Below are 23,465 nucleotides of genomic sequence, written 5' to 3'. Positions count from 1 at the left end.
TTTAGACAAAATAAGTCACTTTTATGGGACAGGTTTTGACAATTCTCCTCTTGACTGTCTTTTATAATAAAAGGAATAAGGAGCAGAGGAGAGGTGAGCAGGATGAGAAACTATGAAATTGTACTGATTGAAGAAGAAGTTGCTCATATGTATCATGGCATGGAAAAAAAGCTTTTTCATCTGTTTAAAGAAAACAACTGTTCACAAGGTGTGCTAAAAGCCATTACAACGAATCAGATAGAATACATTACAAAACCTTACTCCCGGGAAAACCTGGATCATTATATCCACCAGTTCTTTTTCCATAATAAAGCTTACAGTTATAGTAAATATGAACATACACTGTATGACCGCAGAGAAAACAGCTATGCGAAATTAAAGATGCATCCGGAAAAAATGATTTTGACGGCTGAAGGTGCCATAGATGCGGAAACACGCTTCTTTGAAGTGCTTAGAAGCTGCCAGTCATATTTTTTGGCGATTAATTACGAAGAAAATAAGTACGGCTGGCTCAAACCGATCCGGGTAGTCAATTTCATGCAGGACAAGTAGCGAATTATGACTAATTCTCCTTCAGCCCTTTTATTGTACAAACCATTAAGGTATAATAAATAGGGTTCATAATACAAGTTTTTACTAACTGAAATCCAGAGATAAAAGAAGGAGGGTCAACGCCGATGTGGGTTAATATTTTAATCGGTGTCATCGCTCTGTTAGCAGGGATCGCAATCGGGTTCTTTATCGCTAGACAGTACATGATGAATTACATGAAGAAAAATCCGCCAATCAATGAAAAAATGCTGCGAGTGATGATGATGCAAATGGGCATGAATCCATCGCAGAAGAAGATTAATCAAATGATGAAAGCCATGCAAAACCAAAAATAAGACCGAAACACTCCTGGTTTAAGGAGTGTTTTTTTATACTTAAAGGAACTCTCTCAAAGAATTAAAGTTAAATAAATTTCACAGCTTTCGCCAGAGCTTGCCGGCAAACCCGGTTTCTTTAATTTCACGGTTAACTCTCCAAATCCTTCTCGTCTTTCCTATCTCTCGCCGTCCAGTTGATTTTCCTGAAATCATACAGCTAAAAAAGGTATAATGGGAATAGCGGTGCTTGAACGGACGCGCACCTCTGCAGGCGCGTCAAGTCCGCACCGGCACATCTGCCTGCAGTTCTACAAAGCTCGGCAGAACATTAAGAAAAAAGGTGATACTTATGGAAAGCTACTCCTTTCCAGCCATTACATATGAAGAGATAGATGAGAGCAGACAATTCATCATTGATGTCAGATCCCCTGAAGAATACAAAGAGTTTCATCTACCCGGCAGTATCAGTCTGCCGTTATTCTCAAATGAAGAGCGAAAGCTGATAGGGACTATTTACAAGCAGGAAAGCCGGGCCAAAGCTAAAAAAACAGGCATGGAGATTTATGCCCGAAAGCTTCCGGCATTTTATGACGAGTGGACGAGCCTGCTCAAACAGCATAAGGGGAAAACGCCTGTGGTGACTTGTGCAAGAGGAGGCATGAGAAGCGGAGCTTTTGTCGGAACGATGCTGTCCATGAAAATGCCTGTCCGGCAGTTAAAAGGCGGGATGAGAGCGGTCCGCCAGCATGTCTTGAGCCGCCTTGACAGCTTTTCAGCCTTAACGTGGAAGACAATTGTGCTGGGCGGGTTAACCGGCACAGGAAAAACAGCATGGCTCAGGCAGCTGAAAGAACAAGGCTATCCTGTCCTGGATCTCGAAGGACTGGCTGACCACCGCGGATCAGTCTTCGGCCATATAGGCCTGACGCCAAAAACCCAGAAACAATTTGAGTTCGAACTCGTGCAGGAACTCCAGCAGTGCGCTGCAAAAAACCATACCTTTATCATTGAGGCGGAGAGCAAACGGATCGGCCGCATTACCGTGCCGCCTTTTATTATTAGCGCAAAAGAACACGGGAGTTTTATAGAAATTAGAGACCGGATGGACCGGCGAATCAGGCATCTGATGGCCGATTACCAGCCCTTCACTTATCAAAATGACATTCGTATGGCCCTTAATAAAATATGGCGCAGGCTTCCCGACCAAATAAAACCATCTGCGGAAGAGGCTTTGGAGACCGGGAATTACGAGCGTCTGTTTGAGCTGTTGCTGCAGCACTATTATGACCGCCGTTACACTCACAAACAAAACGGCTATGTAAACAGGCAGGAAGTAAGAACTGTCGAGCTTGCTCCATTGGATGACGAAAGTATCCTCCCGGCGATTGAGCATGAAATTGACCGTCTGCTGTGACTAGCTTCGTATTTAAATAACTTATCACTGTGGCTACGGCCTCTATGGTAAAATGGATTAGAGCATATGGTAAAATAAACCATTCATTACTATTTCTTAAAGACTGGTAATTAAACAAAGGTCAGGCGATTACTTAAATCTGATAAGATGATAATACCGTTGATATGACAGGAATCTGCGAGACTCCTGCGGGAACAGCGAGCCTGGCAAGACCCCGCAGAGACGGAGGAACGAGGAGGCTTGCGGTTCGCCCGAGGAAAGCGAGTAGATGGATGGCGTATCAGCCTAATTGCCACGTATTCAAGATAAAAACAAGATTACATATAAATGGAAAAAACGGGGTGTGCCACTCTATGAAAGTATTTATTGATTTAATGTGGTATTTCAAGCAGGAAAAATGGCGCTACGGGGGAGGGATTGCTATCCTGGCGATCGTATCGGTCCTCTCCCTGCTCCCGCCTTACATCGTCGGGGTCATTGTTGACCATATTTCTATGGCGACATTAACAGAGGAGATTCTGTGGCAGTGGATGCTCATTTTATTTGGCCTTGCGATTACCGTGTATGTGTTCCGCTATATTTGGCGCATTTTAATCTTCGGCTCGGCGATTCGGCTGGCCCGGCTGCTGCGGAACCAGCTTTACGGACATTTCTCAAAAATGACGTCCTCGTTTTTTCAAAAACGGCGGACAGGTGATTTAATGGCTCATGCGACAAATGATATCCGCGCAGTGGAGCAGACAGCAGGAGCCGGAGTCCTGACGCTTGTCGATTCATTGACTATGGGTGGATTTGTTATTTTAACCATGGCTGTTACGATCAGCTGGGAATTAACACTTATTGCGCTGATCCCAATGCCGTTTATGGCTCTGGCCACAAGCAAATACGGATCGATGCTCCATAAACGGTTTTCAAAAGCCCAGGCAGCATTTTCCTCATTAAACGATAAGGTGCAGGAAAGCATGTCCGGAGTGAAAGTAATTAAAACGTTCGGATATGAAAAAGAAGATGCGGACTCATTCAGAAAAGAGTCGGACAATGTGGTCAATAAAAACATTGAAGTGGCTAAAGTGGATGCGCTGTTTGATCCGACCATTTCACTTATCGTCGGATTTTCTTTCTTTTTATCCATCGTTTTCGGCTCAATGTTTGTTGTTGCAGGCGATATTACAATCGGCCAGCTGACGAGTTTCACGGTGTATTTAGGGCTGCTGATTTGGCCGATGCTGGCATTTGGCTGGCTGTTTAACATCGTTGAACGGGGGCGGGCTTCCTATGACCGCATCTCCAGTCTGCTGGCGGTCAAACAGGAGATCGTCGATGAACCGGATGCAGACCAGAATCCCCCGGAAGGCGAGATCACTTTCCGGATCGGCCGTTTTTCATATGAGCAGGAAGAAGCCCCGGCTTTACAAAATATCGATTTACATATATCACGTGGAGAGACACTGGGAATTGCCGGCAGGACGGGGAGCGGTAAAACAACTCTTGTCCGTTCTTTAATGAGGGACTTTGATATTGATGAAGGGACGATTCTGTTTGAACAGAAGCCGATTCACCGTTATACGCTCGATGCGCTCAGAACGACGGTTGGGTATGTGCCGCAGGACCACTTTCTCTTTTCAGCTACCATTGCTGATAATATCAGTTTCGCAAAGCCCGACGCGTCTTATGCGGAAATTATGGAAGCGGCCCGGCTTGCTGCCATTCACGATGATATTCTTCACTTCGATGATGGATATGAAACTGTCGTAGGAGAACGGGGCGTCACCCTGTCGGGAGGGCAAAAGCAGCGGATTTCTATTGCCCGCGCTCTGCTTGCTGACCCGGAAGTCCTTGTGCTGGATGATTCGTTGTCAGCAGTGGATGCGAAAACGGAAGAACAGATATTGCATCATTTAAGAGAACTGCGTGCCGGAAAAACAACTTTTATTACCGCTCACAGGCTGAGTGCAATTAAACATGCTGACCAGATTATAGTGATGGACAACGGGACAATCAGTGAACACGGCACCCATGAGGAGTTAATGGCGAACAACCGCTGGTACCGGAAAATGTATGATCATCAGCAGCTTGAGTCCTTAGTCAAAAAAGGGGGTGAACCGTCTTGATTGAGCGCCACAAACATTTACTAACCCCGTTGCCGCAGAGGCCGGTGTTTAAAAGGCTGCTTGCTTATGCGAAAAGCCATTGGAAAATACTGAGCGTGGCTATGGTTCTTCTCGTAGGCGGGACAGGGGCAGAAATATTAGGGCCGATTCTTATCAAAATATTTATCGATGACTATTTAACACCTGGAGTGTTTGATCTCCAGCCGCTTATTTTTCTTGGAGCCGGCTACGTGCTTCTTCATTTGTCTGCCGCGGTAATGAATTACACCCAGTCGCTGTTGTTTCAAAAGACAGCTCTTAAGATTATACAAAAACTGAGGATTGATATATTTGAAAAGGTAGAGCAGCTCGGCCTGTCATTTTTTGACCAGTTCCCGACAGGAGGGCTCGTATCAAGAATTACAAATGATACGGAACAGGTGAAAGAGCTGTATGTCAGTGTACTGGCAACTTTCCTGCAGAATATTGTTTTCCTTATCGGTGTCTTTGCAGCTATGTTTTATTTGAACGTCCAGCTCGCCCTGTTTTGTCTCGTGTTACTGCCGATGATTTATATTATTATGCATTTGTACAGGAAATTCAGTTCGGCATATTACGCCGAAATGAGTGAAAAACTGAGTGAATTAAACGCTCGTTTAAATGAGTCAATTCAGGGAATGGCAATAATACAGCTGTTTCGACAGGAACGGCGCATGAACAGGGAATTCAAAAAAATTAATGAAGCCCATCATAATGCATGGTATAAGAGCATGAAGCTTGACGGCCTGCTGCTGCGTCCTGCGGTCGATTTTATTTCCATTATGGCGCTGGTACTCGTCTTAACTTTTTTCGGAATCACGTCCTTAAACAGTCCGGTTGAAATCGGTGTGCTCTATGCCTTCGTTAATTACCTGGACCGTTTTTTTGAGCCGGTAAACCAGATTATGCAGCGGCTCTCAATTTTCCAGCAGGCGATGATTTCAGCGGGAAGAGTGTTCCGTCTTATGGATCACGACGAATATGCACCGGCTAAAAATGGGACAGCGGACCCGAAGATTACAAAAGGCGAAATTGAGTTTAGAAATGTGACGTTTTCTTACGACGGCAGACAGGATGTATTAAAGAATATCAGCTTTAAAGTAAATGAAGGTGACACACTGGCTCTTGTCGGCCACACGGGCAGCGGTAAAAGTTCAATTATTAATTTATTGATGCGCTTTTATACGGTGGAACACGGTGAAATACTTATCGATGGCATACCGGTAGAAGAATTCAGCAATGAGGAACTGCGCTCTAAAATGGGGCTCGTGCTTCAGGATCCTTTTCTTTTCGTAGGAGACGTTACGCATAACATCCGTCTTTTTGACTCGGACATCAGTGACAGCAAGGTCAAAGAAGCAGCTGAATTTGTTCATGCTGACCCGTTTATCAGAGCGCTCCCGAAAGGTTACGGCCATCCGGTAGGAGAGAGGGGAGCCACATTTTCAAGCGGGCAGAGACAGCTGCTGTCTTTCGCCAGGACGATGGCTAAAGAGCCGAAAATACTTGTCCTTGATGAAGCTACCGCAAGCGTGGACACAGAAACAGAAACAGAAATCCAGAAAGCACTGGAAAAAATGAGGCGCGGCAGAACGACAATAGCGATTGCCCATCGTCTGTCAACTATTAAAAATGCCGACCATATCCTTGTCCTTCACCAGGGAAGAATTGTTGAACAAGGAAAACACGAAGAACTATTAGCTCAAAAAGGCTTGTATGAAAAAATGTATCTTCTGCAGCAAGGTGCAGAAAAACTGGCCGTTTCAGAGTAAGGACCAGCGATTTAGATAAAGGGGGTTTTGGCCATGGCGGATATTTTTGAAAAAGTATTAATAGAAGCACCAGCAAAAGAAGTTTTTGAGCAAGTAGCCGATCCTGAAAAGGCAAAAGATATGTTTGTAAGTGTTACAAAAGTAGAGAGGCTTAATGACAAAGTAAAGGAGCCGGGGGCCAAGTACAGGGAATACCGCCAGCTGTCAAACCGTAAAGTCGGTACGGACGTAGAAATCACCGAGTATCAGCCTTTTGAAATATACGGTTTAACAAGCCAGGCAAACGGCATGAAAGTAAACTACCGGTACAGTTTTAAGGAAGTCCAGGACGGATGGACGGAAATTACTTTTGAGGGGACGGTCATACCGGAGAAGCTTATTCTGAAACTGACTAAACCAATTGTGACGCGAATGCTGATCAGGGAAGAGAAAGACCATTTAATCTACCTCAAAAAATTTATAGAAGGTGAACATTGAGTGAACATTATTGACTTCTATACGCTCCAGGGGTACGGTATAAGTAACAAACGGTAGAGGTGAAATGTATGGATGAAAAATTAACGATTCCTCTGACACCCGAAAAATCTCCGGCTAAAATGCGGTCTGAAGAAGACAAAAAACTGCTGATTCAGCGGTTAAAGCGTGTTGAAGGCCAAGTAAGAGGCATTCAGAAAATGATCGAGGAAGACCGGTACTGCGTCGATATTCTCGTCCAGGTATCGGCTGTCAACGCAGCTCTCAAAAAAGTAGGGTATACGCTTCTTGAAGACCATACCCGGGGCTGTGTAACGAATGCTGTCAAACAGGGTGAGGGAGAAGAAACCATCAACGAACTGATGAAAGTGATCCAGCAGTTTTCAAAATCCTGACTGCCTGAAGTGCCTCCAGCGCCGCAGCAGCGGCGCTCCACGGTGCTCAAAAAGCTGTATCTTGCCGTTTATTCGCCTGACACCAGGCATCACCTTAATTACTAAATTTAAAGGAGAGAGTCACTATGAAAAAAGAAACCATCCAAGTAGAAGGAATGACATGCAACCATTGCAAACAGGCTGTAGAAGGCGCTTTAAATAAAGTGGACGGGGTGGCAAAAGCAGAAGTGAACCTGGATGCCAATAATGTAACCGTTGAATACGAGGACAGCCAGGTGAACCTTGCCACTCTTAAAGAAGAAATTGAAGATCAAGGGTACGACGTCGTATAAAGTAAATCTGTATACCAAGGCAAGGCGCCAGTTGACCGAGGCTCCGGCTTGTTAAAAGCTTGGGAGAAGAAGACCAAACGGCCTTGGCCCTGGACAAGCAAGCAAGGTACTTGCTTCGTCTCAGGAAACCTTTACAGTTAAGCAGGCTGCTCCCGTTGAGGGGCAGTTTTTTTTATATGACCGGCGCCAGTAAACTCACGCCTTGAGCACGGACCGGTCGAGTGTGGGGACAGGATAAAATAATTTATTCTTTACACCTATGTGTGGTATGATACGGAAGGAATATACCTGTACGTGTATACTGTAAATTTTGAAAATAGGTGATTATATGCTAGTGGTAAAAAGAGTGGTTTTTGGCTTAATGGCTGTGTCTGCCGTCTTATTTTTATGGATGGGGCAGGAACAGCAGCTATTTGAGGAAGGCAGAGAGGGGCCTTTATCTTATGCTCAGCCAGGCCATGACGCCCCGGATTTTGAAGCGCAGACATTTGATGATCAGTCCTTTGCTCTTGCTGAGGCCAAGGGGGAGAAAGGTGTCGTCCTCTATTTCTGGACTTCATGGTGCCCTTATTGCCAGGCTTCAAGTGAAGCAATCGAAAAGGCCCATCAGGAGTACGGCGATGGAGTGGCTCTGATCGGAATCAATGCGTCCCACCAGGATCGGCTTTCTGAAGCTGAACAATTTATTTCGAGAAACAGCCTGACCTTTACAAATATCATTGATGAAAACGGAAGCGTCTCAGAAAGGTATTACGTACCGCCGGTGCCTGCCACCGTCTTTATTAATAAAGACGGCGTCATTACGTACAGGAAAACAGGGGCTTTGACTTATGCTGAATTAGAGAGGGAAATTCAGGCACTGAGACAGGGGGAGGATTCATAATATGTTTCATCCGCTAACGACATGGTCGATTGGACCGTTAACTTTATCAGTGGAACTTTTATTCCTGCTGCTTGCGCTTATGACAGGTTTTTTCGCTGTCTCCCGCTATTTAAAGTGGAAAGGGACAGAGCAGCAGGAGGAAATAATGGATAAAATGACGATCGCTGTTATAGCAGGCGTGGCTGTATTTAAATTCTGGCCGTTTGTGCTTCAGCCGTCACTCCTGTCGGACTTAAGAAATATAATCTATTTTTCAGGAGGCCCGTGGGCAGTGCCTGCCGCAATGGCTGCAGCTTTCCTGATTATCATCATTTATTTTTTCCGCAAGCAGTGGCCTGCAGATATATGGGAAGCGCTCCTGGGAGGTGTGCTCATTTCACTCATATTTTTTAACATTTTTGTCCGTCAGTACGGCGCAGTTTCGCCGTTTAATACAGGTTTCAGTCTTGAAGGCGTGACGGTCCACCCGGTAAATTTTTATTATGCATGGCTTTATTTCCTGTCCTTTCTTGGCGCTCTTGTCTTTTTTAAGAAAGAAGCGGTTACCGGAAAAAGTGTGTATTTTATTATTTCTATTGTGGCTGTGTACTTACTTATGATGCCATTTCATGTATAATAAACTTGTACTAATTTTTCAAAGGCTCTGTTAGTCATATGTTTGATAGAGGGGGTACTGATCAGCTTGAAGGTCTGCACAACGTCTGCGGAAGGAAAGCGTGAGGCTGCATCTATCTAAAGGGGTTTTTAAGGGCCGCACTTCATTTAAGACGGCATGTAATTGTCAGGGGGTAATTCCAATGTACGCCATCTTATTTACAATTTTAGCTGTCTGTATGGCTTTGTTTGCAATATTTGTCCGTATGAAAGCGATGAAACGGCCGGCTTCAGTAAGGAAAATACTGATTCCGCCTCTCGCCATGTCTACCGGCTTTCTTATGTTCCTCTATCCGCCGGTCAGGGAAATCACTGGTCTTGAAGTGATTGAAGCCTTTACGGTTGGCCTGCTTTTTTCTATTATTCTTATTAAAACGTCATCGTTTGAAATACGCGGCAGAGAAATTTATATGAAGCGCTCCAAAGCATTCCCTTTTATTCTGCTTGGACTGCTGGGACTGAGAATCGCTTTTAAAATGACTTTCGGGATTTATTTCGAATACGAAGTACTTGCCGGTATGTTCTTTATCCTCGCATTCGGCATGATTTTGCCATGGCGCATTGCCATGTATATTAAGTTTAAAGAAGTGGAGCGTCAGCTGAAAGCCCGCCAGGCGTCAGCAGACTCCAAATGGCCATTACAGATGCAAAACCCGGCACCTTAATCCGTTACGGAAGGTGCCGGGCTTTTTTATTGATTAAAATAGGCTTCATAAGGTTCTGCATCAATGTTTTTTTCTGCAAGCTTTTTTCTCAGAAATTTGTGATCACGTTTCGGGGTAGCGAGAATATATCCTTTAATAATCAGTTCCTCATGCATTTCCCCGGCTTTTTCCTCGAGTGCAAGCTCGCCGATCTTTCCGGCTATTTTCCCTTTTGCCACATCACGGAAAATTTCAGGAACCGGCTCCACCAGCTCATTTAAAAACTTTTTCTGGTCGTCTGTCCATAAATGGAGCGTTTCATTAATATAATAATCCTGCCAGTCCAAAATTGATTTTCCATCCTCTTTCGGCATCTTTTTCAAAAACTTGCGGAACATAAAATAACCGCCAATGGCGATGAGTACAAAAATAAACACGGACCACAGAAATATAAACCACATAAAAATATCATTGCCCATAACCTTACCACCTCTTTCTGTCCGATTATTATTTTACGACATTTCCACTGTTCTGAAAAGACTTAGCTTATTTTTGTAAACAGGGGTGAAAGGAAACGTACGGTTTATAGAAAAGTAGGATTTCAAACCCCTCTATAAGTCCTGTGAACCGTTTAGAACAGTAAGCGTTCGACCCATGAAAAGAGACCTAAAGTCCAATATGATTAAGTAGTGAGAATTATTAGAAAAATAAAAAGGAGTGGGTTAAGATTTTAAAGAAAAAGAGATTCATAAGCGGGGTCAGCCTTTTAAGTGTGATGGGCGTGGCCGCCATGATCCAGTTCGGTGCCGGGGCAGATTCCGAGTTAACGGCTGAACAGGAATTACGCTCAGATCTGCTGGAAATTATTCAAAACGATGACCTTGACCACGCTTTGCCGTCTGTGCACGTCAGGTCGGCGGAGTCAGATGACGATGTGTTCTCTTATAACAGTGATACCAGTGTCGTTCCAGCCTCAGGGCAAAAACTTTTAACCGGTGCGGCGGCTCTCGATGTATTGGGACCGGATTACACGTTTACAACAGGGGTGTACAGTGACGGAAGGCTTTCCGGGAAAGTGTTACATAGTGATCTTTATTTGAAAGGAACCGGCGACCCGACAATGCTTCCTGAAGATTATGATGACCTGGCTCAGGAGATCGCTGGACAGGGGATTAAAGTGATTCAGGGCGACCTCGTAGCAGATGATACTTTCTTTGATGATATGCGACTGTCTCTCGATATGTCATGGTTTAACCAGCGCCGCCATACGGCTGCCCAGGTTTCTGCCCTGACAGTGTCACCTGATGAAGATTATGACGCTGGTTCAGTGATAGTGGAAGTTCATCCCGGTGATGAAGCAGGGGATGAGACGACAGCCACCGTTTACCCTGACACTGACTATGTGACTATTCTTAACGATGTAGATACAATAGAAGCCGGCGGCCCGCGAACGGTAAACTGGGGGCGTGAACACGGCAACAACAATATTTTTGTGGAAGGAACGATTCCGACAGACGGAAATAGATGGCGGAACTGGATAGCCATCTGGGAACCGACTGAGCTCGCGCAAAGTCTTTTCCATCAGTCCCTTGAGGAGCACGGAGTTAAAGTCCAAGGGGAGCTCACTCTAGGTGAAACACCAGAGGGGGCGATGACGCTTGCTGAGCGGGAATCCTTGCCGCTGTCCGAGCTGTTCGACCCATTTATGAAGCTGAGTAACAACAGTATTGCTGAAATTTTAACGAAAACAATGGGGAAAGAAATCAACGGTGAAGGAAGCTGGAATGCCGGACTTGCTGTAATAGAAGATTACCTTGAGGGAGCCGGGCTTAACACATCTGCTATACAGCTGCGGGACGGTTCAGGAATGTCCCATTTAAATAAAATACCGACAGAAGAGATGACTAAACTTCTCCGGCACGTGCAGCAGGAAGACTGGTACGACATTTATTACAGCTCTCTTCCGGTGGCGGGAGCCTCTGACCGCATGACAGGCGGAACATTAAGAAACCGCATGAGCGGTACTGCCGCAGAAGGGAACGTGCAGGCGAAGACAGGAACTGTCACTTCTAAAACGTCATTATCAGGGTATGTGACTACGGCAGATGAAGAAGAACTGATCTTCTCTATCATTATAAACAACTATACCGGCAGCCATCCGAAACACCTGGAAGATGAAATTGCCGAAAGACTTGCTGAGTTTTCCAGGGAACAGGAAGAATAGCCAGAATCAGTCATGGCCTCCGGTGGGGAATCTTACCGGAGGTTGTTGTTTTTTAAGCGGTGAGTTTAGATTTGATCAAATCGACATTTTTCGAAGGTATTCGCTATAAATCAAAGTAAATACGTCCCTGCTGCCGGAGCATCCCTCCACAGCGCCCTTGACCATTTAGGTTATTAAATTATAATAATCTCTGTATAGAATATTCAGAAATGTGAAAATTCCATGGTCTTTTTGAGTTTTAAAGAAAGTAAAATTGATATACGGGCCTTTGGATTTTCAAAAAAAGAAAGGGGAGAAACTTATTTGAAAACGCTTACAAATTTATCAACAAAGTTAATGCAGCGTTTTTTGCCTGATCCGTTTTTATTTGTAATTATACTCACACTTGTTGTCTTTCTAATGGGCCTGGCTCTCACTCCGAGCAGCCCGGTGGAAATGGTGGCCTATTGGGGCGAAGGGTTCTGGGACTTACTGGCGTTTGCTATGCAAATGGTCCTCGTACTGGTAACCGGCTATGTGCTTGCAAGCAGTGCTGTCTTTAAAAAGGGGCTGCAAAAGATAGCGGCGCTTGCCGGAACCCCCGGTCAGGCGATTGTCCTGGTCACTCTCGTTGGGCTCACTGCGAGCTGGATAAACTGGGGATTCGGGCTCGTCATTGGCGCCCTGTTCGCTAAAGAACTGGCTAAGCGTGTTACTAATGTGGATTACCGGCTGCTGATTGCAAGCGCTTACAGTGGATTTATCGTCTGGCACGGCGGATTGGCAGGCTCAATTCCGTTGACAATAGCGACAGATGGCCATTTCTCTGAAGATATTATTGGGCTCGTTTCAACAGGCGATACAATTTTTGCTCCGTTTAATTTAATTATCGTAGCTGCCTTGTTTGTTTCTGTGCCTATACTGAACTGGCTGATGATAAATTCGAAAGACGCGGTGCATGTGGATCCAAAATTACTTGTTGATTCTGCTGAAATGGGCGAAACAAAACCGAAGAGCGGGCAGACGCCTGCGGAAAGAATGGAAAACAGTGTCATCTTATCCATGATTACCGGCTTTCTCGGATTAGCATTTATTTTATATTATCTGATAACCAACGGGTTTGACTTAAACCTGAACATTGTGAACTTTATTTTCCTTTTCCTTGGAATTCTGTTCCATATGACACCGAGAAACTACTTAGCAAGTGTTTCAGCGGCGGTGAAGAATGCTGGGGGGATTATTATTCAATTTCCTTTTTACGCGGGAATTATGGGAATGATGGTCGCATCCGGATTAGTCGTCCAGTTTTCAGAGTGGTTTGTTTCGGTCTCTAACGAGTTCACCTTCCCTCTATTTGCTTTTATAAGCGCTGGAATCGTCAATTTCTTTGTGCCTTCAGGGGGCGGACAGTGGGCAGTTCAGGCGCCAATTATGCTTTCTGCCGGACAGGAGCTCGGTGTCAGTGCAGCCAGAACCGCCATGGCAGTGGCGTGGGGAGACGCGTGGACAAATATGATTCAGCCGTTCTGGGCGCTTCCGGCTTTAGCCATCGCCGGTTTAAATGCGCGGGATATTATGGGCTTCTGTGTGTGGGTACTCGTCTTAAGCGGAGTGGTCATAGGCTTGGGGCTCATGCTTCTTTAACTGTTAAAGGCTCAGAGGGAAGAAGCCTCTGAGCCTTTAATTGTTATCGTAAAAATAATAATATTTAACATTATCATTGCACTGGCATAAACCATGAAGCTGGAGTTCTTCGGTCATATCGAAGAATTTCAGCTTTTTTTCATAAGAAGCGGCATGGTCTTCTAAATACCGTTCAATTCGTTGAACGGCTGTATAAACCTCAGCCGGCTCCATTTTAAATTTGTCGGCAGCTTCCAGCACCGGTGAATGCTGTTGAAGCAGCTGGATATAATGATTCTCAGACAATGCCTCATCAGCCAGAGTTAACTCTTTAGATTCTACAAATTGAAACAGGCGTTTAACGTTTTCCGGCAAGCTGGCAATGCATTTACGGCGGGCAAATTCATACCGTTGATGGGTCATACTAATGTCTCCTCTCAAAAAAAGGCAATAATCGTAATCGTTTCGATTTATTAATCATTTAATCATATTAGATACAAAAAAGTAAAGAGTGAGATAACTATTTTTTTAAAAAAACAAAAGAAGCCAGGCAGATCAGGGAAAATTATTTCCAGTTTTCTCACCTTAAGGGAAACAGCTGCTTCCTTGTCTGAATTTACCCTTTGACAAACCGTAATTATTACGATATGATCACAATACAAATCGTAAAAATTACGGTTTATGTAATTGGCAGGTGGTATATATGAGCTTTCAAGCACCTCGCATACCCGTCTCTATATTAACTGGGTTTCTCGGTTCCGGTAAGACTACGCTGCTGAATGCCATTTTAGCTGATAAGCAAGAGGAACGCATAGCAGTGATTGTCAATGAATTTGGGGATGCAGGCATCGACCAGCAGCTGGTCATTGGCGCACAAGAAGAGATTTTCGAATTAAATAACGGCTGTTTGTGCTGTAAAATAAGAACGGATTTAATAAATACGCTGTATGCACTTATACAGGCGGTGGAAGAACAGGGGCATGAGCCTTTTGACCGGGTCCTGATCGAAACGTCAGGGCTTGCGGAACCTGCTCCTGTTGTACAGTCTTTTTTGGTCGATCCTGAGCTTTCAGAGATTTACCATCTCGATACGGTCGTCACAGTCATTGACAGTTACCATTTTTTAAAGCAGGTACAAGAGCATGAAGAAGTCCGTAAACAGGCTGCTTTTGCTGATAAATTTGTTTTAAATAAGGCTGGCTTAGTAAACAGTGAGAGACGCGCTAAAGTAAAAGGCATGCTTGCGAGTTTTAATCCTGCAGCCCCAGTACACGTTACGAGTGATGGGGAAGTCAGTGCAGCAGAACTGCTCAATCAATTTACATTTGATATTGAAGAAAAACTGAGGATTGAACCTGGATTTATGGATCATTCTCACCATCACCACCACGACCATGAGATATCGTCCATTGTGCTGCAAAGCCAAAAGGCAGTGGATATAAAAGAGTTTGAAAAGTGGTTCGGGGATCTTGTAGATAATAAAGGTGAGCAAATGTACAGGTATAAAGGCATTCTGAATGTTGATGGATTTAATAAACGTATTATTTTTCAAGGCATTCATATGCTGTTTGCCGGGAAAGCAGGAGCACCTTGGACGGCAGACGAGGAGCGTAAAAGCCAATTTGTAATTATAGGTAAAGGGCTTGATCAAGATTTGTTTCAAAGAGAATTTGAAGCTTGTTTAACAGAATGAAAATATTAGGAGGTATAAATTAATGGCAAAAAAATCAATGGTGGCACGCCAGCTTAAACGTGAACGAATGGTAGAACAATACGCTGAAAAAAGACGCGAGCTTAAAGAGAAAGGGGACTATGCTGCATTGGCAAAACTTCCCCGCAACTCTTCTCCTACACGATTAAATAACCGCTGTAAAGTCAGCGGACGTCCGCGGGGTTATATGCGTAAATTTGAACTTTCCCGTATCAAATTCCGCGAACTGGCACATAATGGCCAGCTGCCGGGCGTTAAAAAATCAAGCTGGTAATAGCGGATAGACGAATCACCTGCTAAAGTGTGTTCCCCCCCCTTAATATAAAAGACAGCTGAGTGTAATTGCACTCAGCTGTCTTTATGAGTGAAAAGAAAAAGAACTAAGGAGTGTCCAAATGAACAGAAAAATACCCGTTACAGTGTTAAGCGGCTACTTAGGTTCAGGGAAAACGACGTTATTAAACCATATTCTCCAAAACAGGGAGAACATGAAAGTTGCTGTCATCGTGAACGACATGAGTGAAGTGAATATCGATGCGTCGATGATCAAACAGGGAGGCTTTTCACGGACGGATGAAAAGCTGGTTCAAATGCAAAACGGGTGTATCTGCTGCACATTGAGGGAAGACCTTATAATTGAAGTGGAAAAACTCGTGCAGGCTGGAGACATTGATTATATAGTGATTGAATCAACAGGAATTTCTGAACCTATCCCTGTCGCCCAGTCATTCACATACATGGATGAAGAACTCGGTATTAACTTACCTGAACTTTGTAAACTGGATACGATGGTAACCGTAGTAGACGCGAATCGTTTCTGGGATGATTACGGCTCAGGCGAAAGCCTTTTGGACCGTAAACAGACAGACGATGAAGAAGACTTGAGAGAAGTAGTTGATTTATTAATTGATCAAATAGAGTTTGCCAATGTAATTCTTCTTAATAAAACTGACCTTGTAAAAACAGGTGAATTGGAAAAGTTAAGAGGCCTCTTAAGAAAACTTAATGGAGATGCTCAAATTATAGAAACAGTATACTCCCATGTCCCATTAAATAAAGTCATCAATACAGAGGCCTTTAATTTTGAGAAAGTAAGCCAGGGTGCAGGATGGATTAAGGAACTAAACGAAGAACATATCCCAGAAACAGAGGAATACGGCATCAGCTCCTTTGTTTATAAAAGAAAAAGGCCTTTCCATCCGGAACGGTGGATGGCCTGGCTGGAGAATTGGCCGTCGGAAATTGTGCGTGCGAAAGGATTCTTCTGGCTTGCTTCGAGAAATAATACGGCAGGGCTTCTGTCACAGGCCGGATCGTCTCTGATGATTGAAGCTGCTGGCGAGTGGGTAGCCGTATATCCGGAGGAGGAGAGGCTGCGTCTTATGAATGAAGACCCGGACCTTAAAGAACGCTGGGACCCTTCATTTGGAGACCGAATGACCGAGCTTGTATTCATAGGGATAAAGCTGAATCAAAAAAAAGTTGAAGAAGAACTGGACAAATGTCTGTTAACAGAGGAAGAAATGACTGGAGACTGGCAGGCAATCCATGACCCGCTTCCAGAGTTTGCCTAAACGGCATATGTTCCGAAGCTGAGACAAAAGAATAGTAATCATAAAGAAAGCCGAACAAATCTTATGATTTTTGTTCGGTTTTTAGCTTTTGTACTTAACAAAATTAGCTTTGGTAAATAGTAATAGCAGTAATTTCAGCCCGCCAGACGAACGCTTGCCCAGGGGCTTGTCCTTTTAATCTGCCGGTTCACTCTTGGCGAAGGCTTACACCACAGGCATATCTTTAGTTTTGTCCGGCCTCTTTATAAAACTAATGATTGTAGGGCGCCAGATAGACGCTTCCCATTGGTCTTATCTTAGCCAGCAGGTGAAGGTCGTTATAATTTTAAATTTTCTTTTTGACAAATCGTAATAATTACGATATTATCACAGTATAAATCGTAATAATTACGATTTGATATGAGTTTTACTGACGGCTTACTCATCACCAGTGCTTGGTGTCAATGATTCATACCTCGAACCTCCTGAAAAATTTGACATGAAAGCCGTCTGCCAACTGAATTAAGGGCGTACCATCCCCCTTGTTTGGTCCCCTTAAAGTTGAAAATAGAAGCTGAGTGTTCTCCATGCACTCAGCTCTATTTATTCATTACTGTTTTGACAAAAAGAAATGAGAAGGAGGTTAAATGATGCTTCAGGACCTTTACCGCCAGCTCATTATGGAGCATGCAAAGAATAAACGGAACAACCGTGAACTGGAAGGCGAACATACCCATTATAAAAATCCCACCTGTGGAGATGTGATGACCCTGTACTGGAAAATTGACGAGTACGGAAAAATTGAAGATATAAGTTTTATAGGGGAAGGATGCAGCATCAGCATGGCTTCCTGTTCTATCATGACGGAACTGGTGCGCGGGAAAACGAAAAAAGAAATTCACGAAAAGCGGGAAGCAATGGAGAAACTAATTCGAAGCGGAGAGCGTCCTGACGATTCCATCGATTTAGGTGACGCCCTTTCATTAGAAGGTGTCCACAAATTGAGGGCCCGCCATAATTGTGCGCTCATGCCTTGGCAAGCTTTGGACAAAGCTATTCTAAACGATACTGAAAGTTAGGAGAATGATAGATGACAAAGGTGCCTGTGACAGTATTAAGCGGCTATTTAGGAGCGGGTAAAACAACCATTTTAAATCATATACTAGCGAACAGAGAGGACTATCGGGTTGCGGTCATTGTTAATGACATGAGTGAAATCAATGTAGACGCGGATCTGGTTGAACAAGGTGGTTTTAAACGTACTGATGAAAAGCTGGTCGAAATGTCAAATGGATGCATTTGCTGTACGCTAAGAGAAGACTTGCTTCAAGAAGTAGAAACACTTGTGAAAAAAGGGAATATTGATCATATCGTCATTGAATCGACAGGAATTAGTGAACCTGTGCCTGTCGCTCAGACATTTTCTTACATTGATGAGGAGACAGGCATCGATTTAACCCAATTTTGCTACTTGAATAATATGGTGACGGTGGTCGATGCTTACAGATTCTGGAAAGATTACTCTTCCGGAGAGTCTCTGATCGACCGTGCCCAGGCAGCTGGAGAAGATGATAACCGTGAAGTCGTCGATTTGCTTATTGATCAGATTGAGTTTTGCAATATGCTTGTGATTAACAAAACAGATATGATTTCAAAACAGAAACTAATAGAATTAGAAAAAGTTCTCAGAAAACTCCAGCCAGATGCCGAGTTCATTCAAACCACATACGGCCAAATAGATACAGTTGATCTGCTAAACCGCAGCAGGTTTGATTTTGAAAAAGCAAGCAGTTCCGCAGGATGAATTAAAGAGCTGGCAGCCGGAGAACATACACCTGAGACTGAAGAGTACGGAATATCAAGCTTTGTCTACAGAAGGAGGCTGCCGTTCAGTTCAGAAAGGCTGGCTCAATGGGTAAATGATATGCCTAAAGAAATAGTAAGAGCGAAAGGGATTATCTGGTGCGCTACTCATAACCATTATGCATTGATGTTTTCTCAAGCCGGTCCTTCGATATCAATTAACCCAGTAGCTTATTGGGTAGCTGAACTGCCTGAACACGAACAAATGCAGTACTTAAAAACGAATAGCAAGTTAAAGGAAGAGTGGGATCTGGAATTCGGAGACAGAAAAACGGAATTTGCATTGATCGGAGTAAGGATGGATCCTAAAGAAATTGAAGCTCAACTTGATAATTGTCTGCTGACACCTGAGGAATTTGATTCAGACTGGAGCTCTCTTCCAAACCCGTTTGTTGAAGAAAAAGTTAAAAATTAAAACTCGTAAAAAGGATCACTCTCAAAAGAGGGTTTGCCAGTCACCTGCTGGCCTCTGCTTACTTTGTAAGAGAAGAATAGTTAACTGTATACTTGTAACAGAGCAAGATTAAAAAATCAAGGGAGACAGCATCAGCTGTCTCCCGTTCATTACTTTAGACGTTGTGTGTGCGGCGGCGTACGACTAACATTCCGCCAGCTGCAAGAGCAAGTGCCAGGGCACCGGCAGCCATCATCGGATTATTTGTTGCCGTCTCAGGAAGTTCTCCGCCTTCTTCTGCCTCTTCTAATTCTTCTTCAATAATTTCTTCTACATCTTGTGCGTCTTCAAGAGCTTCTTCCGGAATATCGAAATCTTCTACCCCGTCAAAATTATGGAAGGACATTTCCATCATCTGTTCAATACTGGCAGACTCACCTTCTGCCGCAATATCCATATCAAGATGAAGGTTCATATTGGATAAATAATAGGTGTCCATATCTATGAAGAGCTCATAAGAGAAATCATTGACTTGGATATCGCCCATCATTCCTTCCATCATATCCATATCTTCGTCGCTTAAATCACTCATTGCCTGTTCCATGATTGCCGTCAGTTCCTCGCCGTCTCCGTCATATGTAATGACATAATAGTTATCTTCTTTTGAAAGGGTCAGATCCTCATAATAACCTTCTAATTCTTCTACCTGATCATTTGGATGATAGGTCATGGCATCCATAATATCGGTTCCATCCGCAACTTTTATCCAGCCGCCATCGTGATCTTCCATAAAATAACCTTCTTCAGACATATAGGAAGTTAATGTCTCAGTCTCGCCATCCGGCATAATCGTTGTTGTCACCTGGCGCATTTTGAAAGGATCGACAATGACATCCTGTTCTATTTCAGAATTGAATTCCATTTCTCCAGTTACCTCATCAGAGATAAGCTGATAAAGTTCAGTAGTGCTTGAAAAGCTCTCTAGACTGTCCATCGCTTCGTTCGAACGGTCCAGAACATCCCCGGCTGTCATCTCATCGTCAGCCACCACACTGTTAGCACCAATTAATAATACTGATAAATATAATGCAGACATTCCAGTTAATTTCTTCTTCTTTACCAAACTGATCACTCCTGTCTAAGATTTAATTTTGGAAAAAAAAGACTTGCGGCCCTCCTTTTGGAAATCTACTAGTATATTCCTTACTTGGTTGCTTAATAAACATATTTTTGGAAAAAATATGGTTTTTACCAATTCTTATGTCGAGCAGGAGACTTGTGAAGAGCCATTAAAAAGAAAATTAAATTTTTTCTGTGGAAGTTTGTCCTGAGCCTGAAAATAAACAAATGAGATGGTATGGGATGTTCGGGGAAATGGTATGCGGTAAAGCGCTAATGGAACTGGGGTTTACAACCAACATAAAGGGGAAGGAGCTTTCTGACAGGACATTTTCTAATTTTTAAAGAAGAAAAAGGCACAATAGGGATAAGGAGAGGTTGCAAATGACTGTAGATATCGATTTTCAGTTTGTGGACACAAATGGTATCACCCTGCATACCGCTGTAGCAGGGCCTGAAGACGGACCGCTTGCAGTCTTGCTGCACGGATTTCCGGAATTCTGGTACGGCTGGAAAAATCAAATTGAACCGCTTGTAAATGCTGGTTACAGAGTAGTCGTGCCGGATCAGCGAGGCTATAATTTGAGTGAGAAACCTAAAGGAGTAAAGAATTATACAATTGACAAACTTCGCGATGATATCACCGGAATTATAGAAGCATTCGGAAAAAACAAAGCCGTCATTGCCGGGCACGACTGGGGCGGGGCGGTCGCCTGGTATTTGACCGCCACCAAACCGGAATACGTCGATAAACTGATTGCCATAAATATTCCCCATCCCGGAGCGATGGAGAAAACAATGCGCCGCTACCCGCCACAGTGGCTTAAAAGTTCATATATGTTATTTTTCCAGATTCCAAAAGTACCGGAATCCCTCTTTGCCACAGACGGCTATAAACAAATGTGCGAAGCTCTTAAGGCTTCAAGCCAGCCAGGGACGTTTTCAGCGACCGATCTTGAAAGATACACGGAAGCATGGTCGCAAACAGGCAGTCTCGAAGCTATGCTCAACTGGTACCGGGCTATCTGGTATGCCGACATTCCAAAGGATAAAATAAGCGTAAAGACTAAGATCATATGGGGGATCGGCGACCAGTTCCTCAGTACGGAAACCGCTAAGACCAGTCTCGATTTCCTAACTGACGGCGATCTCGTCTTTGTAGGAGAAGCCACCCACTGGGTAAACCACGAACAGCCAGACATCGTAAACCGCCACATACTCGATTTTCTTAAGTAAAGGTCCGTTAGACGGGCCTTTTTTCGTTTGGCAGGAAAGAGTGCAGGCAAGTTGGTAGGTGCAACGCGTGTAGCACCGACAAACGTATCAGGAAGAAAAAGAGAGTAAGCGAGAGTATGAGTGAGGAAGGGAGTGTTGAAAGTCCGGTAGGTGCAACGAGTGTAGCACCAACAGATGTATCAGGAAGAAAAAGAGAGTAAACGAGAGTCAGAGTGAGCAAGCGAAGGCGGCTCAGGAGCCCTCCCCCCCAGCAAAGCTCCAATCTCATTTATTCCCTCAACCCGCTGCTTTAATAAATAATTCCGCTTCTTTATGTTTATGCTAAACCTAAAGGAGTGAGGCGAAACATGTTAGTAAATATTATTTTAGGAACTGTAATCCCCTGGGTCATAATCATTTATCTATATAAACGAGCCCCGAAAATAGTCTTATTGTTTGTCCCTTTTGGAATTGCGCTGGCCTTTTTAATCAATGACTTGGGGCAGGAAGTTTTTTGGATGGTGACTCCTTTTCTTGAAAATGCCTCATGGGCAACACTTCCAATTAACATTGGATATTTTCCTTGTCTGGCTTGTTTATTTGTTTATTTTAAGATAAATAATCTCGTAAATGACTGGCTCTTATTAATTTTTTCTGTAAGCGGGGCTATATTACTTGAGTTTACCGCTTTGACATTAGGCAAAGTCATTTATCTTAATAACTGGAATTTATTATATACTTCCCTGGTCTATTTGTCCGGCATAATATTGACTCTGTCCTATATATTCTTGTTGCGTAGGCTCAGGTTCTTATAATTCCCCGCTCTTTTCAAAAAATCCATCTTTTAAAATAGTCTTGAATATTCCAATATATGGTGATAGAGTTGACAGAAAGTTCTATTATTTGGAAGAGGGGAAGTGAACGAATGGGTTTTGGAAACGATGTACAGTTAAAAGTGTACCAGCATATGGAAGAGAACATTATCCCTGTGTCTTTTGAAGAACTGGAATTGGAAGCAAAAAAGAAGCTGGAGGAAAAAGCGTATTATTATGTAGCTGCCTCTGCCGGCTCTCCAACTGATGCGCGGAGAAACACTTTCGCTTTTGAAAAGTATGAGATTGTGCCGCGTATGTTGCGGGATACTTCTGAAAGAGATTTAAGTGTTGAGCTGTTTGGAAGCAGGATTCCTTTCCCGTTACTGTGTGCCCCAATTGGCGTCCAGTCAATTATTCATCCTGAAGGAGAGCTTGCAAGTATCAGAGCCGCTTCTGAAATGGGTATTCCGTTTATCTCCAGCACAGCGGCAACTTCTCCGCTGGAAAAAACGATGGAAGCTGCAGAAACGGATAATCACTGGTTCCAGCTTTATTGGAGCAAGGACAGGGAAATTGCAGCAAGCATGGTTAAACGAGCGGAGGCTGCCGGGTATAAGGCCATTGTTGTGACCCTCGACACCACGATGCTGGGCTGGCGTGAAAAAGATATAGAAAATACTTACCTGCCTTTTCTGCAAGGAGAAGGAATAGGAAACTATTTGCACGATCCGGTGTTCCGTTCCCGTCTTGAAAAACCGCCGGAAGAGGATATGAAAGAAGCTATAAAGCTGTGGGCAGGTATTTTCGGCGATCCTTCTTTAACGTGGGAGGACCTGGAGTTTCTAAAATCACAGACAACACTTCCGATCGTGTTAAAAGGAATTCTCCATCCTGACGACGCTAAACAGGCTTTAGAGCATGGAATGGACGGAATTATTGTCAGTAACCACGGAGCAAGACAAGTAGGAAGTGTTGTGCCGGCAATTGATGTCCTCCCTGAAATAGCTGAAGCGGTGGATGGGAAAGTCCCCGTGCTAATGGACAGCGGCATCCGAAGAGGATCCGATATGGTTAAAGCTTTGGCTCTTGGTGCTTCAGCAGTTCTAGTGGGGCGGCCTTACATGTATGGACTGGCTCTTGCAGGTGAGGACGGGGTTAAACAGGTGCTGAGAAATCTCCTTGCCGATTTTGATTTGACGATGGGTCTCTCAGGCCGCTCATCCATTCAGGAGCTCAGATCGAAAGCCCTTAAGAGAGTGTAATGCTCTACTCCTTTAAAACTTCCTGAAAAAAGGGTGCCGCAGTGGGCACCCTTTAATAATATATTGGGAAAAGAGGAGCCTGCCGATAGACAAATAGGCAAACACGTTTTCCATATGATAGAATTAAGCTATTAATCTGGA

23 protein-coding genes and 1 pseudogene are annotated in these 23,465 nt (G+C 43.9%); 21 read left to right on the top strand and 3 right to left on the bottom strand.

The annotated features are described in order from the left end of the window. Positions 1–102: 102 nt before the first annotated feature. From sirA to K8O68_RS19095, 11 genes are all read left to right on the top strand, one after another. Positions 103–552, top strand: coding sequence for a sporulation inhibitor of replication protein SirA (gene sirA / locus K8O68_RS19145; RefSeq protein ID WP_230898375.1), 450 nt, complete (start codon positions 103–105; stop codon positions 550–552). Between the two features lie 125 nt (positions 553–677). Further along, the gene (locus tag K8O68_RS19140) at positions 678–887 is read left to right on the top strand and encodes a YneF family protein (RefSeq protein ID WP_093047495.1); all 210 of its coding nucleotides are present in this window, start codon (positions 678–680) and stop codon (positions 885–887) included. A 229-nt stretch (positions 888–1,116) separates the two neighbouring features. Further along, a complete protein-coding gene (mnmH, locus tag K8O68_RS19135; RefSeq protein WP_230898374.1) occupies positions 1,117–2,283 on the top strand; it encodes a tRNA 2-selenouridine(34) synthase MnmH in 1,167 nt (388 codons plus the stop codon). A 353-nt stretch (positions 2,284–2,636) separates the two neighbouring features. Beyond that, on the top strand, positions 2,637–4,394 hold the full coding sequence (locus K8O68_RS19130; RefSeq protein WP_230898373.1) for an ABC transporter transmembrane domain-containing protein: 1,758 nt from the start codon (positions 2,637–2,639) through the stop codon (positions 4,392–4,394). Then, positions 4,391–6,184 (top strand): ABC transporter ATP-binding protein, encoded by a 1,794-nt coding sequence (locus K8O68_RS19125; RefSeq protein ID WP_230898372.1) that lies wholly within the window; start codon positions 4,391–4,393, stop codon positions 6,182–6,184. The genes K8O68_RS19130 and K8O68_RS19125 overlap by 4 nt, the downstream gene beginning before the upstream one ends. A gap of 33 nt (positions 6,185–6,217) precedes the next feature. Then, entirely contained in the window at positions 6,218–6,661 is a 444-nt protein-coding gene (locus K8O68_RS19120; RefSeq protein WP_230898371.1) for a DUF3284 domain-containing protein, read from the top strand. A 68-nt stretch (positions 6,662–6,729) separates the two neighbouring features. Then, positions 6,730–7,053, top strand: a complete 324-nt coding sequence (locus K8O68_RS19115; protein ID WP_230898370.1) for a metal-sensing transcriptional repressor — start codon at positions 6,730–6,732, stop codon at positions 7,051–7,053. Positions 7,054–7,178: 125 nt separating this feature from the next. After that, the gene (gene copZ, locus K8O68_RS19110) at positions 7,179–7,385 is read left to right on the top strand and encodes a copper chaperone CopZ (protein WP_230898369.1); all 207 of its coding nucleotides are present in this window, start codon (positions 7,179–7,181) and stop codon (positions 7,383–7,385) included. A gap of 334 nt (positions 7,386–7,719) precedes the next feature. Further along, entirely contained in the window at positions 7,720–8,268 is a 549-nt protein-coding gene (locus K8O68_RS19105; protein ID WP_230898368.1) for a peroxiredoxin family protein, read from the top strand. Between the two features lies 1 nt (position 8,269). Beyond that, a complete protein-coding gene (locus K8O68_RS19100) occupies positions 8,270–8,884 on the top strand; it encodes a hypothetical protein (protein ID WP_230898367.1) in 615 nt (204 codons plus the stop codon). Positions 8,885–9,065: 181 nt separating this feature from the next. After that, a complete protein-coding gene (locus K8O68_RS19095; protein ID WP_230898366.1) occupies positions 9,066–9,587 on the top strand; it encodes a CcdC family protein in 522 nt (173 codons plus the stop codon). Between the two features lie 26 nt (positions 9,588–9,613). Here K8O68_RS19095 and K8O68_RS19090 read toward each other — a convergent pair whose 3' ends face one another. Then, complete coding sequence (locus K8O68_RS19090; protein WP_230898365.1) at positions 9,614–10,045, bottom strand: DUF2621 domain-containing protein; 432 nt, start codon at positions 10,043–10,045, stop codon at positions 9,614–9,616. 311 nt (positions 10,046–10,356) lie between these two features. Between K8O68_RS19090 and dacB the strand changes: the two genes are divergently transcribed. Both dacB and K8O68_RS19080 read left to right on the top strand, forming a co-directional pair. Next, the gene (gene dacB / locus K8O68_RS19085) at positions 10,357–11,790 is read left to right on the top strand and encodes a D-alanyl-D-alanine carboxypeptidase/D-alanyl-D-alanine endopeptidase (RefSeq protein ID WP_230898364.1); all 1,434 of its coding nucleotides are present in this window, start codon (positions 10,357–10,359) and stop codon (positions 11,788–11,790) included. Positions 11,791–12,093: 303 nt separating this feature from the next. Beyond that, positions 12,094–13,413, top strand: coding sequence for a short-chain fatty acid transporter (locus K8O68_RS19080; RefSeq protein WP_230898363.1), 1,320 nt, complete (start codon positions 12,094–12,096; stop codon positions 13,411–13,413). 36 nt (positions 13,414–13,449) lie between these two features. Here the strand turns inward: K8O68_RS19080 and K8O68_RS19075 are convergent, their stop codons facing one another. Further along, entirely contained in the window at positions 13,450–13,815 is a 366-nt protein-coding gene (locus K8O68_RS19075; RefSeq protein ID WP_230898362.1) for a hypothetical protein, read from the bottom strand. A 280-nt stretch (positions 13,816–14,095) separates the two neighbouring features. Here K8O68_RS19075 and K8O68_RS19070 point away from each other — a divergent pair, with 280 nt between their 5' ends. The 5 genes and pseudogenes from K8O68_RS19070 to K8O68_RS19050 all read left to right on the top strand — a co-directional run bounded on the left by K8O68_RS19070 (position 14,096) and on the right by K8O68_RS19050 (position 18,934). Continuing rightward, the gene (locus K8O68_RS19070; RefSeq protein WP_230898361.1) at positions 14,096–15,085 is read left to right on the top strand and encodes a CobW family GTP-binding protein; all 990 of its coding nucleotides are present in this window, start codon (positions 14,096–14,098) and stop codon (positions 15,083–15,085) included. A gap of 22 nt (positions 15,086–15,107) precedes the next feature. Beyond that, complete coding sequence (gene rpsN / locus K8O68_RS19065) at positions 15,108–15,377, top strand: 30S ribosomal protein S14 (RefSeq protein WP_093047480.1); 270 nt, start codon at positions 15,108–15,110, stop codon at positions 15,375–15,377. Between the two features lie 121 nt (positions 15,378–15,498). Next, the gene (locus K8O68_RS19060) at positions 15,499–16,677 is read left to right on the top strand and encodes a GTP-binding protein (RefSeq protein ID WP_230898360.1); all 1,179 of its coding nucleotides are present in this window, start codon (positions 15,499–15,501) and stop codon (positions 16,675–16,677) included. Positions 16,678–17,306: 629 nt separating this feature from the next. Continuing rightward, positions 17,307–17,735, top strand: coding sequence for a Fe-S cluster assembly sulfur transfer protein SufU (gene sufU, locus K8O68_RS19055; protein ID WP_230898751.1), 429 nt, complete (start codon positions 17,307–17,309; stop codon positions 17,733–17,735). 11 nt (positions 17,736–17,746) lie between these two features. After that, positions 17,747–18,934: pseudogene (locus K8O68_RS19050) on the top strand (GTP-binding protein). Positions 18,935–19,088: 154 nt separating this feature from the next. Here K8O68_RS19050 and K8O68_RS19045 read toward each other — a convergent pair. Further along, on the bottom strand, positions 19,089–20,036 hold the full coding sequence (locus K8O68_RS19045) for a DUF6612 family protein (protein WP_230898359.1): 948 nt from the start codon (positions 20,034–20,036) through the stop codon (positions 19,089–19,091). A gap of 380 nt (positions 20,037–20,416) precedes the next feature. Between K8O68_RS19045 and K8O68_RS19040 the strand changes: the two genes are divergently transcribed. The 3 genes from K8O68_RS19040 to K8O68_RS19030 all read left to right on the top strand — a co-directional run bounded on the left by K8O68_RS19040 (position 20,417) and on the right by K8O68_RS19030 (position 23,324). Then, positions 20,417–21,268: an alpha/beta fold hydrolase gene (locus K8O68_RS19040; protein ID WP_230898358.1), complete on the top strand. Its 852-nt coding sequence runs from the start codon at positions 20,417–20,419 to the stop codon at positions 21,266–21,268. Positions 21,269–21,615: 347 nt separating this feature from the next. Next, positions 21,616–22,062, top strand: coding sequence for a hypothetical protein (locus K8O68_RS19035; RefSeq protein WP_230898357.1), 447 nt, complete (start codon positions 21,616–21,618; stop codon positions 22,060–22,062). A 110-nt stretch (positions 22,063–22,172) separates the two neighbouring features. Further along, positions 22,173–23,324, top strand: a complete 1,152-nt coding sequence (locus tag K8O68_RS19030; RefSeq protein WP_230898356.1) for a lactate 2-monooxygenase — start codon at positions 22,173–22,175, stop codon at positions 23,322–23,324. The last annotated feature ends 141 nt before the right edge of the window (positions 23,325–23,465 follow it).

The sequence above is a fragment of the Salipaludibacillus sp. CUR1 genome, assembly GCF_021028955.1.
Lineage (GTDB): Bacteria > Bacillota > Bacilli > Bacillales > Salisediminibacteriaceae > Salipaludibacillus.
The sequence above is the reverse complement of the archived record's forward strand: the minus strand, read 5'-3'. Positions and strand labels throughout refer to the sequence as shown.